Annotated in this window: 20 protein-coding genes; all 20 read left to right on the top strand. The window is 42.1% G+C overall.

Translation table 11 applies throughout. The annotated features are described in order from the left end of the window. The first annotated feature begins 3 nt into the window (after nt 1-3). The 20 genes from ACSU6B_RS23290 (at nt 4) to ACSU6B_RS23195 (ending at nt 13,578) form a co-directional block, all read left to right on the top strand. Entirely contained in the window at nt 4-507 is a 504-nt protein-coding gene (locus ACSU6B_RS23290) for a hypothetical protein (protein WP_410888641.1), read from the top strand. Next, on the top strand, nt 488-610 hold the full coding sequence (locus tag ACSU6B_RS23285) for a hypothetical protein (protein ID WP_410888640.1): 123 nt from the start codon (nt 488-490) through the stop codon (nt 608-610). The genes ACSU6B_RS23290 and ACSU6B_RS23285 overlap by 20 nt, the downstream gene beginning before the upstream one ends. Before the next feature lie 20 nt (nt 611-630). Beyond that, the gene (gene terL, locus ACSU6B_RS23280; RefSeq protein WP_410888639.1) at nt 631-1,773 is read left to right on the top strand and encodes a phage terminase large subunit; all 1,143 of its coding nucleotides are present in this window, start codon (nt 631-633) and stop codon (nt 1,771-1,773) included. 13 nt (nt 1,774-1,786) lie between these two features. Beyond that, a complete protein-coding gene (locus tag ACSU6B_RS23275) occupies nt 1,787-2,023 on the top strand; it encodes a hypothetical protein (RefSeq protein WP_410888638.1) in 237 nt (78 codons plus the stop codon). 70 nt (nt 2,024-2,093) lie between these two features. Further along, the gene (locus ACSU6B_RS23270; protein ID WP_410888637.1) at nt 2,094-3,077 is read left to right on the top strand and encodes a S8 family peptidase; all 984 of its coding nucleotides are present in this window, start codon (nt 2,094-2,096) and stop codon (nt 3,075-3,077) included. 11 nt (nt 3,078-3,088) lie between these two features. Then, entirely contained in the window at nt 3,089-3,400 is a 312-nt protein-coding gene (locus tag ACSU6B_RS23265; protein ID WP_410888636.1) for a hypothetical protein, read from the top strand. A gap of 31 nt (nt 3,401-3,431) precedes the next feature. Continuing rightward, nucleotides 3,432-4,898, top strand: coding sequence for a hypothetical protein (locus ACSU6B_RS23260; RefSeq protein ID WP_410888635.1), 1,467 nt, complete (start codon nt 3,432-3,434; stop codon nt 4,896-4,898). A 20-nt stretch (nt 4,899-4,918) separates the two neighbouring features. Next, a complete protein-coding gene (locus ACSU6B_RS23255; RefSeq protein ID WP_410888634.1) occupies nt 4,919-5,743 on the top strand; it encodes a phage minor head protein in 825 nt (274 codons plus the stop codon). A 23-nt stretch (nt 5,744-5,766) separates the two neighbouring features. Next, the gene (locus ACSU6B_RS23250; RefSeq protein WP_410888633.1) at nt 5,767-5,970 is read left to right on the top strand and encodes a hypothetical protein; all 204 of its coding nucleotides are present in this window, start codon (nt 5,767-5,769) and stop codon (nt 5,968-5,970) included. Nucleotides 5,971-5,981: 11 nt separating this feature from the next. Further along, complete coding sequence (locus ACSU6B_RS23245; protein ID WP_410888632.1) at nt 5,982-7,238, top strand: hypothetical protein; 1,257 nt, start codon at nt 5,982-5,984, stop codon at nt 7,236-7,238. Further along, a complete protein-coding gene (locus tag ACSU6B_RS23240) occupies nt 7,238-7,642 on the top strand; it encodes a hypothetical protein (RefSeq protein WP_410888631.1) in 405 nt (134 codons plus the stop codon). The genes ACSU6B_RS23245 and ACSU6B_RS23240 overlap by 1 nt, the downstream gene beginning before the upstream one ends. A 157-nt stretch (nt 7,643-7,799) precedes the next feature. Beyond that, a complete protein-coding gene (locus ACSU6B_RS23235) occupies nt 7,800-8,714 on the top strand; it encodes a phage major capsid protein (RefSeq protein WP_439277741.1) in 915 nt (304 codons plus the stop codon). A gap of 21 nt (nt 8,715-8,735) precedes the next feature. Next, nucleotides 8,736-9,029 carry a hypothetical protein gene (locus ACSU6B_RS23230; protein WP_410888629.1) on the top strand — a complete coding sequence of 98 codons (294 nt, stop codon included), beginning with the start codon at nt 8,736-8,738 and terminating at the stop codon, nt 9,027-9,029. Between the two features lie 3 nt (nt 9,030-9,032). Further along, complete coding sequence (locus ACSU6B_RS23225) at nt 9,033-9,437, top strand: hypothetical protein (protein ID WP_410888628.1); 405 nt, start codon at nt 9,033-9,035, stop codon at nt 9,435-9,437. 85 nt (nt 9,438-9,522) lie between these two features. After that, on the top strand, nt 9,523-10,008 hold the full coding sequence (locus tag ACSU6B_RS23220; RefSeq protein ID WP_410888627.1) for a putative minor capsid protein: 486 nt from the start codon (nt 9,523-9,525) through the stop codon (nt 10,006-10,008). A 65-nt stretch (nt 10,009-10,073) separates the two neighbouring features. Next, the gene (locus ACSU6B_RS23215; protein ID WP_410888626.1) at nt 10,074-10,484 is read left to right on the top strand and encodes a phage tail fiber protein; all 411 of its coding nucleotides are present in this window, start codon (nt 10,074-10,076) and stop codon (nt 10,482-10,484) included. Nucleotides 10,485-10,490: 6 nt separating this feature from the next. Then, nucleotides 10,491-12,488, top strand: coding sequence for a hypothetical protein (locus ACSU6B_RS23210; RefSeq protein ID WP_410888625.1), 1,998 nt, complete (start codon nt 10,491-10,493; stop codon nt 12,486-12,488). Nucleotides 12,489-12,566: 78 nt separating this feature from the next. Continuing rightward, the gene (locus ACSU6B_RS23205; protein WP_410888624.1) at nt 12,567-12,968 is read left to right on the top strand and encodes a hypothetical protein; all 402 of its coding nucleotides are present in this window, start codon (nt 12,567-12,569) and stop codon (nt 12,966-12,968) included. Nucleotides 12,969-13,083: 115 nt separating this feature from the next. Further along, entirely contained in the window at nt 13,084-13,215 is a 132-nt protein-coding gene (locus ACSU6B_RS23200; protein ID WP_410888623.1) for a hypothetical protein, read from the top strand. Then, nucleotides 13,216-13,578, top strand: a complete 363-nt coding sequence (locus ACSU6B_RS23195) for a hypothetical protein (protein ID WP_410888622.1) — start codon at nt 13,216-13,218, stop codon at nt 13,576-13,578. Nucleotides 13,579-13,593 lie beyond the last annotated feature (15 nt).

Here is a 13,593-nt window from a genome sequence, read left to right as displayed (position 1 = left end):
TGGATGGCAGGGAGAAAATCAAAATTAACTCCTGCCTTAATAAAAGACGCGGAAAAACTTTTAAAAGGCGGGAATTATGTTGAGACAGTTTGCGAGTTTTTAGGTATCAATAAATCCACTTGGTATCGGTGGCTGGCTGAGGGAGAGAACGCAAAAAGCGGTTTAAAAAGAGAATTTCGCAACGCTATTAAAAAGGCGGAGGCAGAAGCTGAAATTCGATTGATTACGGATCTCCAAAAGATAGCAGAAGCTGATCAAAAGTGGCAAGCCCTCGCTTGGATGTTAGAGAGGAAGTATCCTGAGCGCTGGGGAAGAAAAGACAAAGTGTCTGCGGATGTTCAGCACTCTGGGGAGGTGGTGGACCGTCATGAGCACAAAGTCAGTATCGAGCAAAAAGTCATACGAACCGAAGAAAAATATGGAGCTGCAATCGAGCGGATCATTAGCAGTAGATTTCAAAACCGAGTATCAGAGGATGTTGGAACATGTGATGGAGACGATAATTGACAATCCTTATATTCCCCATGAGCCGACTGAAAAGCAGTTTGACTTTTTAATGCTGGAAGAAGTCCGAGAGAGTTTATTCGGAGGTGCTGCTGGCGGTGGTTAGGTAAGTCTGACGCGCTTTTAATGGCGGCTTTGCAATATGTTCATGTTCCTGGTTATGCAGCGATTTTGTTCAGGAAAACCTATGCGGATTTATCTTTACCGGGAGCGTTAATGGACAGGGCTCATGCTTGGCTCAATGATACAGACGCCAAATGGAAAGAGAAGGATAAAACATGGACGTTTCCATCAGGGGCAACGGTGACTTTTGCCTATTTGGAGCACCCAAACGATAGATTCAGGTATCAGGGATCTGAATATCAGTTTGTAGGATTTGACGAATTAACGCAATTTGATGAAATTTCTTATCGTTATTTATTTTCTCGTTTAAGAAGATTGCAAGGATCTAAGGTGCCGATTCGTTGCCGTTCAGCTTCCAATCCTGGGGGAAAAGGCCATGAATGGGTGAAGCAGCGTTTTTTAGTTGAGGGTGAGGAAAAGGGCAGAATTTTTGTGCCAGCCACTTTGGAAGATAATCCTTATTTGGATACAGAAGATTATGAAGAATCTTTAATGCAGTTGTCTCATGTAGAGCGTCAGCAGTTGCGTTATGGTGATTGGAACGCTATGCCTGATGGTGAAATGTTTAAGAGGGAATGGTTCAAGATCGTGGATGAAGCCCCGGCGGATGTGAAAAAGATCCGTTATTGGGATTTGGCTTCAACAGATAAATCAAAGGCAACAAAAACTAGTGCTTATACAGCGGGCGCTTTGGTCGGAGTGAAGGATGGCCAATATTGGGTGATGGATATGAAAAGGGTTCAGAAATCCCCATTGGCAGTGGAAAAACTGATCAGGCAAACGGCAGAGATTGATGGTGTAGGCACTTTAATATATATGGAGCAAGAACCGGGTTCAAGCGGTGTTAATACGATTGATCATTATCAAAGAAAAGTTCTAGCTGGCTTTGCTTTTTATGGTGATCGGCCGACTGGACCAAAAGAGGAAAGGGCACGGCCACTTTCAGCAGCGGCTGAGGCGGGCAATGTGTTTTTAGTGAGAGGTACATGGATTAGTGATTTTCTTGATGAAATTGTGGCATTTCCAGAAGGTCAATATAAGGACCAAACAGACACAGTTTCAGCTAGTGTAGCCATATTGAATGAAATGAAGGACAGAAAACGATTCACTTTGCCTACATTGGCAGGGATTAAAACAAGAAGCTAGGAGGATGATTGTAATGGGTGATCATAACAACGGAATGGGTTGGGTTTGGACGATATTAACGGTCATTTTAGCAGCAGTATTAATCTATTTTGTGGTTAAAGGTGTTTTGTTCGTTGGTTGGGCTATCGGTGGAGTTATTGGAGTTATCTTGGCCATATGTATTTTGCTCGGAGTTCTTAATTTAGGCGGCTTTATAGGTACGCTGATAGGAGTTCTGCTGTTAGTTTGGGTAATTGATTTCTTTATGTAATATTTTTTTGGTTAAAAGTTCACAAATTGAGATTTAATTATAAATATTTGTTTACAAAAGGAGTTTATTTATGAGCAAGAAAAATGATGATGTTCGATTAATTCCCTTTACGGTAAATGCCGTTATGGAGAAAACTTCTAAGATTCCACAAGGGGTTGAAATGGTAGGAGCTCCGAAAATGTGGCTGGAAGATTATCAGGGGAAAGGGATCGTGGTTGCCATTCTCGATACAGGTTGCCAAAAGGATCATCCCGATTTGAAAAATAGAATTGTTGGCGGTCGAAATTTTACTCTTGATTATAATCGAGATCCTAACAATTTTAACGATAATAACGGCCATGGAACTCATGTGGCTGGAACGATAGCAGCGGATGGAACAGGCGGGGGAGTATTAGGGGTTGCTCCCCAAGCGCAATTATTGATTTGTAAAGTGCTGGATAGTAAAGGCTCAGGAAGTTATGACAGCATTATTCAAGGGATTTATTTTGCGATTGGATGGCGCGGTGCCAATGGTGAGCGTGTCAGGGTCATTAATATGAGCCTTGGAGGTTCAGAGGGCACAGATCTTCTTCATAAAGCCATTGTGGACGCGGTGGAAGCAGGAATATCCGTGATTTGTGCAGCGGGGAATGAAGGAGATAGTTCAGAGGATAGTTTTGAGTACGCGTATCCGGGAGCTTATAACGAAGTGACGGAAATCGGCGCGGTGGATTTTGATGGGAAGCTGGCTTATTTCAGCAACAATAATACAGAAATTGATTGTGTGGGTCCTGGGGTGGATATTCTTTCAACATGGCCTGGGAGCAATTATGCCACGATCAGCGGAACAAGCATGGCAACCCCTCATATTGCTGGATGTATGGCATTAGTAATCCAAAGAGCTGAAAAAGAATTTGCTCGATCTATTAATGAGGCGGAGGCTTATGCTCAGCTGATTAAGGAAACGATTCCTCTTGGATTCAGGAAAAGCAGTGAGGGAAATGGCTTGGTTAAGCTGCAACATGCTGCAAGCTTACAGAAACTGATCTTATATGTGAAAGAAAACTTTGCTTAAAAGGAGTGAGCATGGTGAAAGTTATTGTTTATGATAATGAAAATATTATTATTAATATTTTTAATGATGTTTATGATCCACAAATTGATCGTGATAGAGGGGTCATTTCCCATGCTAACGGCAAGGTGTACGGCTTAAAAGATAAGGATTTTATTATTGTTGAGGATCATGTTCCCGTAACGCTTCATTCTTTTATGAATGATGATTTAAAGGATTATGATCGTTCTCATAAATACGATGGCTTTACGTTTGAGGATGTAAAAGAGGTCATTCAAGAAGGTATCAAGGAAATCAAAAACATTCTCAAAGATAAGGACAAATAATGTTCTGAATGCCTCAAAAGGGGGTGAAAAATTGGCTTTTTGGGATCGCTGGATTAAAAAGCGTATAGATTACGATGTGGCGAAAGTGGTCAGGGCTTCTATGCAAAATGCTATGTTGCCGAGAACAAGGGCAAGGGAAACCATTGGCAGATGGGAACAGCAATTTAATTGGTATGACGGAAATATTATCAAAAGATCTGAGCTGAAATCAAAGCAGCTGATGGATAATTTGCGAATAATTCGTGATATAAATCCTGACGCTTCAATGGCAGTTTGGAACATTTTAAGGCTGGCGAACAATGGGCATGAGCTCGAAGTGGAAAAGCCTAATGGGGCGATTGATAAAAGGGCAACCGATTATTTGAATCAGCTGGCTCCCAATGTAGGAAGGCTTTATGGAGGCGGTACTGATCAGTTAATAAATGTTCTTCTGTTAACTGGCTACACTCAGGGCGCAATTGCTTTAGAGGTTGAGCTTAGTGAGGATATTTCAGCCGTTAATGAGTTTCACGCGGTGGATCCTTCCACTTTAGATTTTAGGCGCAATCCTACTAATGGTGAGCCAGAGCTAGTACAAAAACAATCGAATGGTGAATATAAAGTTTTGAATCCTGAGACTGTTTTTTATTTTCCGTTTGATCCTGATGTGGGAGATCCACACGGAAGAAGTCCGATTTTGCCAGTTTTACAGATTGTCTTTTTCCAAGTGGAAGTTTTGAAGGATTTAAAAAAGGTGATCCATCATCAGGGCCATCAGCGCTTTGATATAAAGGTGCTGGAAGAAGCGATTGTGGAAAATATGCCTGATGAAATAAAGCACCAAGGTCCTGACGCAGTGAAGAATTTTGTTATGAGTTATGTGGCTGACGTTAGAAATCAGATGAATCAGTTAGAACCGGATGATGATTTTTTCCATACGGATTCGGTTGAAATCGATATGGCTGGCGGTGCGATTGGTCAAAGTTTAGACGCTACAAGAGTAATAGATATTATTAATCAACAAGTGGTCACGGCTCTTAAACAGCTTCCTATCTTGTTAGGGCGCAATGAGGGGAGCACAGAGACACACGGCACAATCCAATGGCAAATATATGTCAATGGAATTGAAAGCATTCAGAGGGGTATCAAACGGATTCTGGAGAGGGCTTATAATGTGGCGTTGCAGGTTGGCGGCTTTCAAGGAAGGGCAGTTCTTACCTTTGATACACTGAGGACTTCTGATCGTTTGAAGGACGCACAGGCTGAAAAGACGGAAACAGAAACGAAAATTCTACAAATCAATCAGGGCTGGATTGATAATGATGAAGCGGCTTTGGAAATGGTGGGCCATGAGGCGGTAGCTGAGCCAAAAGCTCCGACTACTGGACAGACAGGACAGATAAATCAGCAAAATTCTACTTCTACGGCTGAAAATGAGGAAGAAAACCAAGATGAACCGATTGACGAAAGGCAGCGGGCTTTAAAAAAAAAGATTCGCGGGCTAACGATGGTGAAATAGTCGATACGGATCATGATTGGATGGAGGATTTGCTGGAAGTTGAGAAAAAAGCGACTAGATCCTTTACTCGATTCCTTAGAAATCAACGAAATACTTATATTGATAGATTGAAAGAAGCGCCTGATCTTCCGACTTCTGTATTAGTGGAGGCAAGAACGCTCCGAAATTTGCAGAGGGAGGAAACGCCTGAGCCTCCATATGCTTTTCAGGTTTGGGTCAATTCTAATATTTTGACGGATTCACCTGAGCAGCTGGAAATGTGGGTGGAGGAAGGCAGGGATTGGATTGAAAACGCGGCAATCTTGGCTGGAACTCAAGCACTTTTGGAGCTTACTACTGATATTGTGTTTAATGAGCGCGATACAAGGCTTTTAAGATGGCTGTCGGAAAGGTCGAGAAGGTCAGCACAGCTTATTCAGGGTGCTTCGGATGAAAGTGTCTTAATGACGTTATGGGATGTTGTCTATGAGGGCAATTTTACGATCAATAAAGCTTCTAAGGCTTTACGAGAATCCTTTGCTTTTAGTCCGGGAAGGGCTGAGAGAATTGCAAGGACCGAAATTTTGTCAGCTGGAAGGGCTGGGCAATATCACGGTGATCGGCAGTCGGGTATGGTGATTGGGAAGAAGTGGATGGCAGCAAAGCAGGAGAGAACAAGAAAAGGACACAGAGAAGCGGATGGTCAAGTGGTGGCGTTTGATGAACCGTTTTATGTGGCTAATGGCAAAGGTCAGGTTGAGCCATTAATGTTCCCTTCTGATACGTCATTAGGTGCTTCTGCCTCGAATGTGATTCAATGCCGTTGCTGGTATAAGCGGATTCTGGAGGGGGAGGAACTTGAATAATTGAATAAGGGGAACTGAGGGAAATGATGGATAAGCCGATTAATCGAATGGAGCTGTCAGGTCCTAATCGGAAAACGATTAAAAAAATATTGAATAATGACAGGAAAATTGTCACTCAAATTTTTATGGCCAGTGCCATCAATGTTTTGGAAAAGAGATATGGCTGGGATCAAAGCAAAATCCAAGAATTTCAGCAGCACTTGCAGCAGGAAATCAATAGATTTTAACTTGAAAGGGGGTGAAGAAAATTAGCGAGCTCTTGCATATTCCAGTCAGAATTAATCAGCAGCGGGAGATTCTTGATCGTGATACTGAATTAATTCTACAAAAAATAAATCGTTTTACGTTGGATCCATTTCGATCATTGGACCAACTTTATTTATTTTCAGGGATCTGTTCAAATAATCGGCTGGATTCATACATGACAAAAATGCATGAAACGAGTTTAACCAATTATGCGAATGATTTGAGGAATGGGGTGCCACTCCTTCCTAACCATGATATAACTCAATCCCCTTTAGGAAGAAGTTATGATGGTACTTTTGAAAATGAAGAAGTGGATTCTTATTGGTATATGGTCCGTGATTTGAATATTAATGGCGAAAATACCAATGATACAATTCGAGCCATCCAAGCGGGGATAAAAAAAGATTTATCCATAGGCTTTGGCGGTGATCTATGGTATAGATGTTCATCTTGTAACCGTGATATGTGGGATTATGAGTGTCCTCACTTTCCTGGTCTGGAAGATGAAAATGGAATCCGTGTGTTTGTCTGGGTGATGGACGCAACGCTTCGTGAGGTCAGCTTAGTGTATAAAGGGGCTACTCCGGGGGCGTTTGTGAACAAAGCCAGAGAATTTCATAATCAAGGTGATCTTGATTCTAAAAGAATAGTAATGCTGGAGAACGCTTATAACATTCGTTTAGACGATGGCAAGCGTTCTTTTTATTTACCAAACAAAAATGAGCAAAAGGAGGATGAACAGATGGGAAATCAAGCAAGAAATTCATTGCTGGATGATATTCGCACGGCTATCCGTGAGAACAAGATTGAAAAGGCTGTTATTTATGACATGTTGGCAGAGGAAGGGGATCCATTCCGTCAGCCTGAGGATATTGCGATCCGAAATGAGCTTGGAAAGGATTATTCCAGTGTTCAGGCGATTCGCCAATTAAAGAAGGAAGCACAAACAGGTCGCCGTTATGTGGCGGATGTGATTGATATGGCTGTTGCGGCAAGGGTAAAAGCGCAGGGCGATTCTTTTAATGCGGATTCCTACCGTTCCATGCTTTCTATGAGCGGCGATATTGATCATATCAAAGATGAAATTGATTCTTATGAGCGTTTGGCGAAGCAGCGTTTTGTCGGTGGTCGTCAGACTGAGCCAGAAGATTTAGAGCCAAAAGATGATGATCGTGATGATTCAGAAGAAAATGCTCAAAGGTTAGATCCAGATAGTGACAATATTTTCTCGAAGGAAGGTGCTGAATAATGCCAAGAGTTAATACGACAATGCCTGATTCTTACGGGCTTTCTTTAACAGTTTATGTTCCTACTGCTTCTGCTGCAAATCCAGTAAATAGCGGGGATCTTTTAACGTGGTCTACTACGGCGGGTTATAGTGCGGTGCCAGCGGTTGCGGGTGATCCAATTCAATTAAGGGCAAAGCACCCAGTGGATGATCCATTACAGCCACTTGGAGTGCATGCATTTGGTTTTCAAAGGGTTGAGCGCTTCCCTATTATCGGAGCGGCGCCAGCTTTAGGTGCTTCTGTGGTGGTTGCGGTAGACGGAACGACAGGTGATGTTGGGGTGGCTGCAGCGGGAACGGCAAATGGTACTCGTGTCCTTTATGTGGATACAGCGGCTGGTCTTGTTGATGTAGCAATGCCTTAAAAAATACTAGAAAAGGAGTTGAACAGAATTGAAGATTAAAAATAAATTCGGTAAAGAAGTAAATATTGCAACAGATGGCTCTTTAGCCGTTGAGATTGAAAGAAAATACGGTTTATCTTATGCCCAAAAGGCTTCATCTTGGGCTTATAAGCGTTATTTGGCTGAGCATGGGGTGACAAAAAAGGATGTTCTCCGAGCTCTTGGAATTGAAGATGTAAGCAAAATGCAGGTCCGTGCGTTACTTGAAAATGATGGTACTCGTCCTTTATTTAATGCGATCGTGGAAGATGGATTGCGAATGGGCTTTGAAAGGGGCTCAAACTGGCAGGCTTTAACGGCTCGAACGATTGACGCTGATCAGTTTTCGGCTCAATGGTATTACCTAGATGAAGATTCAGTGGACGCTGAGCTTCTTGATGTTGGACAAGCTGCTCCGATTCCAACCGGTACGCTGAAATTAGGCGATCAGTCTATTCGTATGCATAAGCGAGGCCGTGGTATTGAGTGGACAGATGAAGCTCGCCGGGCAAATATTGATCTGGTTGCTTTATTCTTGCAAAAGATGGGTGTCCGTTTAGGTCGTCAATATGAAGATGTAGCGGTTGAGCGTTTGCTTAATGGTTATTTCCCTGATGGCTTTGACGCGGCTCCAACTCTTGGGGTGGATACGGCTGGAACGGTTACGCTTGCGGATCTGTTTTATGGTTCTGCTTTTATGGAATATGAATATGGATTTACGCCAAAAATTGCGGTGATGAATCTTGAAACAGCTTATACCATTACAACTTTACGTGATGGCGACGCGTATCTTTACCGTGATGAACTGGAAGCGGGTCAGTTTGCGGATGTGGTAAATTCTCGCCCATTCATTTCTAACCGTGTGCCAGATAATCGAATTATTTTGGTGGATACTGATTTTGCCCTGGTACGTTATGAAGGGAAGCCGTTTGGGGTTGAATCTGAGCGCTCAGCTAAGACACAGGTCGAGGGCTCATATGGTACGGAGATCAGTGAATTTGTACCGTTTGAAAAGAACGCTCGTTTGATTTTAACACTTGATACGGCTCGATAATTAAAAAGGAGGTTTTGAAAAATGGCTCAAAAGAAAAATGCTAATGCAGCGGCTCAAAATGAAGCGACTGAGCAAACAGTGGAAGCGCAAGGAGTTAAACTGACTGAGGCTGAAATGGACGCAATTCAAGTGCAGGAGCAAGTGACTGCAGGTGAACAGCCGACAGGTAAATATAAATTAAAGGATCCTGAAACACAATTTTCAGACGCAGCGTCAGGTTTTACGCTTGCAGGTGATCAGGAAAAAGAACTTCCAGAAGATCCAAGCCCTGAGCTTCTGGCAAGGATTCGATCTGGTTTTATTAAAAAGGCTTAAAAGATGTTTATCACTCCACAGGAAATCCGAGACAGGACTTCTTTTGAGGAAGTGAAAGGGCTAACCGATACGCAGCTGGAGGGTTATATTCAGCGGGCGGATTCTTGGATTTTAAGGGCAACAAATCGGGATTATACGCAAACGACAGATCTTTTCATTCAAGATGATATGGGGGTTGCCACATGGCTCTTGGTGGAATATTTGTGGCTTTGGGATAATCCTGAGCTGAAAGAAGAACTGATGGGCCATGATGAAGTGATTCGTCTTGGCTCTTTTACTGTGAATAAGGGTGCTAAGCCTGAAAATGGTTTAACGGGCGTTGAGGAATTGGATTCTATTCTGATGAAATACCGATTTAGGCCGAATTTCGGGATCGGCTTTTTTTCGGTTTTAAAGAAGGATTATTAAAATGATGTACTTCGTACTTTTCAACTGTCACTTACATTACTCACAATTTTGTAAAAAGACAAAGGGAGATTGGAGGGGGTAGCTTGTGAGAATTAAAACATTATTGATTCACCGGGCTACTCTTCTTATTCCCGGTTATGAAAATGGAACTGATGAATATAACAGGCCAATCATGACGGAGCCGACTACAAGGCAAATTCAATGCCGTTTGGATCAAATGAGGGTGCGATCTTCCACAGATGAAGAAGGAACAGATGTTTTACTGGATTATGTTCTTTATATTGCGCCTGATGAAAAGATTGAAATGGGCATGAGGATTTATAACGTCATTGATGAAGATGGAAATGTGGTGGCGGATGGTACGTTTACGATTCAAACGATCATTCCGATTTATGGCCGAAAAAAGCTTCATCATTATGAGGTCGGTGTCCTGAGAGGTGATGTGAATTATACAAATCCTATTTCTGATCCGGTCATTCAAACGCAAATTGTTAATTTTCAAGGTAAAAACACGAATGATGGTGATGAAACTAGGAAGATTTATTTTGGATTAACGGAAGATGAAGATTAACTTCCAAAACCCTTATATATCAAGGGGTTAACTAGGTTAATGAGGTTAATAAAGGAGGGAGAAACATGCCTGGCTTTTCAACTTATTTAGAAAATGCGGTGCTGGATCAGTGGTTTGGGGGTGTGGCTGCAACAATTCCTGGTACGCTTTATGTTGGATTATCGACTACGGATCCATTAGAAGCGGGTACAGGAATCACGGAGCCTCCAACGGCTAATGGTTATACAAGGGCAGCGGTTGCGAATAATACGACAAACTGGCCAGCAACGGGTGGTGATGGAACTAAAGCCAATGGAACGGCGATTGCTTTTCCTGCGGCAACCGGTGATTGGGGTACAGTCACTCATTTCTTTATTGCTACGGCTGCGACAGGAGGAAATATTCTGGCTTCTAGTACGATTGGAACGCCAAAAACGATCACGAATGGCGATACAGCTTCATTTGGTGCAGGTTCTTTAACCATTACATTGGAATGATGATAAATGGCGCTTGTTAATCAAGTATTGAGGCCTCAGGCCATAGCGTTTATCCGAGACTTTTCTCCAAACGATGTAACGTATATTCAAGATGATCCATATACAGCGGATACTAATAATATTGTGGCTACCGGAATAGCAGGTGGCAATCCAACGTTAGATTTATCATTTGGGAAGATAAACGGCACTTTCACAGGAACACAGAATATCAATGTAAAGTTTGTGGATCCCAATTGGGTTGGTTTGCATATTGAGGTTTATGATAATGGCTCTTTGAAGCATACTTCGGCAGTTTCTTATAATGGCTATAATAATTTGGTTGCAAAATTTCCATTTGACGCGAGTTTGCTCACGAATAAAGATGGAAATGGTGTGCTAATCAGGGTTATAGGTCACGTTTATAATGGTTTAACGATCACTTCCGTTAATGCGGTGAGCTGGGAAGCGGCTTTTGAGGAAACTGTTACAGGACCAATTGGAGTGAATCATGCTCTAAATGGAACTGTCACGGCTACTTCTGGAGTTACTTCTAATTTAACTGTTATACAAGCCCATCATGTTTTAACTGGAACGATTGGAGCGGCTTCAACTGTTTCAGGGGCGTTAAATGTGATTCAGGCTCACCATGAGCTTACAGGGGTTATTGCCGTTAATAGTAGTGTTACGGCTGAATTAAATGTGATTCAGGCGCACCATGTTTTAACCGGCGCAATTGATGTTCTTTCCAATGTTACAGCTGAATTGGCAGTTATGCAGGCTCATCATGAATTGAATGGGTCTATTTCTGTTGAATCAAGTGCAGCTGGAAGCATTTTAAATAGATTAAGCAGTTTTGAGGCTGATATTTCAGTAGTTTCAGAAATTTCGGCTGATCAGATTTTAAAAATGGTGGATCTGGAAGCGAATATTGGAGCAAATGCTGATATTTTGTCTCCTGATTTACTGGTCCATATGGAAATAGAGGGTGAGCTTCAGGCGGTTGCTGATGTTACAGCTGAATTGGCTAGGGGCTTGGAGATTGAGCCAGAGCTGATTCAAGTTGTTTCAGAGGTTATGGCTAATCGTTTATCTGCTTTAAGTGAATTAAATGGATCTATAAACAACCAATCCAATATAACGGCTCATTTGGACTTACAGGGGCAAGTGGCTTTAACAGGTAGGATTGCCTCTCAAAGTTTAATTGATTCCGATTTGAATCAAATTATGAGCTTAAGCGGGGAGATTTCGGCTCATTCGGAAGTAGTTTCACAGATTCGGAAGGGATTCGGAATCACAGGATCTTTAAATGCTATTTCCTCTATTGATGGCTCAATAAAAAAGTTAATTCGAGTGAGTGGCAGTATTTCAGCAGGTTCCTCATTAGCGGGTGATTTTACTGGCACAGGCTCAGGTCTGAGCGGTGTGATCGTAGCAGTTTCCTCTTTAGATGGTGATATTACTAGATTATTAGGGCTCAGTGGTGGCATTGAGGCTATTTCTGATCTGGTGAGTGAGCTTATTGTTGGGGGGCAGATGTTTGCTTTAGAGGGCAATATTGAAGCTGTCAGCAATTTAAGGGTGCGTGCTCCAATCAATGCGTTTATAGAGGTTGATGATCCTGATTATGACGGAGTGGAAGCTGTTAATGATGGAATGCGGTTATCTCATTCAATATCTGAGGGAATCGGCAGGCATATTGAGTTTCATTTTGAGTTTGTCGTTGATCCTTATTTTTTGGAAAGTGTTGAATTTCGAGTAAAGGGCACTCCTGGGGAGCCTTTCACTTTGAGAGCTTGGAATGTTAGCTCGAATAGATGGGATCTAAAGAATCAGGCTGTTTATGATGGGCAGTTAGATTCTTATGTTTCTTTGAAGATAAGGGATTTTGATAATTTCCTAGATGTTAATAATAGATTGAAAATTTCTATGAGATCCGTCGAGGCGTTTACAAGCGGCACTCTCACTTTAAGTACTGACTATGCAGAACTAAGGAAGTCGTATTTTCAGCAGGGGGTGAGCTCGTGAGCTTAACGGCAACGGAGATCGATGAAATTATTAAAATGCTGCTCGATTCTAAATTTAAAGAATTGGAGGCTGAGCAGGATGGCCAGAAAAGGAATCAATATAAAGGTCACGATTGACCAAAGAGCAATTAATTTTTTCCAAAGAAATGCGCCTCATAAGTTGCAGCAAGCCAGAAAAAATGTGGTGGAAGCGGCTGGGATGGTTTGGGCGGATGAAGCCAAAGGGATTACGCGAGCCGAAGATCATATTGATACAGGCTTATATATTAATAGTATTGGTTACACGACGGGCTCCCCTTCTACTCCGTTGTATGAGCTGAATGAGGGAGCAAGGGAAACCGTGCTTCAAATTGGTGCGGATGTTGCCTATGCTGAATCACTTGAAAAGCGTTATTCCATTATGGCAAGGGCTTTAGATGTGGCTGAGCCAAGAATGCTTCAAGTGGCTGAAACTCAGGTAAGAAACACACTTGGATTATAAAGGAGTGATTCTGATGATCCGAAAAAAGGGTAAGGCTAAAGGCGGTCGCGGGAAGAAGGATGGACGTAAGAAGAAAAATAAGTAAGGCAAATGCTGATTTAAAGGAGGTGAGAGGATGAAAAAGATTTTAAAGTTTGGATTTCCCTTTCTTGCTGCTTCCATTCTTCTTTCGGCTTGTGGTGATGTTGAGGAAGAAGAAAATGGGGATGTGGAAGTGGAAGATGTGGAAGAAGTGGAGGAAGAATAAATGATCAATTATGTTGATCCAATCCCTCCGGTTATTCGATTATTAAATCCTGTTTTTAAAAACAGGTTAACCATTTACGGCAATACGTTTCCTTCAACAGTCAGGCTCCCAGCTTTGTTAATTCGTACAGCTGGAGGGAATGGCTTTTTTCGTTTACAGCTCTTATCACGAGCCAATGACGATATAACGGCAATGAAAAATTTAATAGATTGCATGAATTATCTTGAACGGTATGGCCAAAGCATGACAGGAATCAGGGTGAGATGGGTAAGCCGTGAATCCAATCCTATTCCAAGTGTGGATACCGATTCAGGGAAGCCTGAGGCTTGGTGTTATATGAATGTGGAAGCATTAGAAGTCTAAATAAAATGAGGGAGA

The organism is Neobacillus sp. C211, from assembly GCF_051842875.1.
Classification (GTDB): domain Bacteria; phylum Bacillota; class Bacilli; order Bacillales; family Cytobacillaceae; genus Neobacillus.
The sequence above is the reverse complement of the archived record's forward strand: the minus strand, read 5'-3'. Positions and strand labels throughout refer to the sequence as shown.